Below are 473 nucleotides of genomic sequence, written 5' to 3'. Positions count from 1 at the left end.
TCCATGCCCCTGAAAATCTTATTTTCAAGGTAAAGAAAGTTTTCATGGATCTGATATGTTTCTTCCATATATTTTTTTAATGTCTTTGGAAGGGACAGGCGGACTCTGTCCGTATCCCGCTCATGCACGATCCCCATCTGCATATAGGTAATGGGGATACTTTCCTGCTTAAACCGCGGCGGTCTGGGAGTCTCGATCCCCCCGGATCTTTTCAGGGCATAAAAAGACTTCCATGCCTTGTCCAGCAGCCTGCAGACTTCCTGGGCAGTCTGGGACGGGAGCTGTTTATACCACAGCTCCTCTTTATGGGCTTTTTTCTGATAATACCAGTCCGGATACTGCTCCATCCCTGTTTCTTTGTAATGCTGACGCTCGTAATTACAGACATTCCAGAGCTTGGATGCTGCATAGCACATATGCCCGATGAGGTTCGCATATTCCCGGCTGACCTTTATGGATGTTTTCTTTGACAG

1 pseudogene is annotated in these 473 nt (G+C 46.9%); it reads right to left on the bottom strand.

The features are described 5' to 3' along the window. Positions 1-473, bottom strand: a pseudogene (locus LJE11_RS19285) (RNA-guided endonuclease InsQ/TnpB family protein); the annotation flags it as partial.

Source organism: Blautia sp. DFI.1.216 (assembly GCF_020594215.1).
GTDB classification, from domain to species: Bacteria; Bacillota; Clostridia; order Lachnospirales; family Lachnospiraceae; genus Blautia_A; species Blautia_A wexlerae.
Note: the sequence above shows the minus strand (reverse complement) of the source record. Positions and strands in the feature narration are given on the sequence as shown.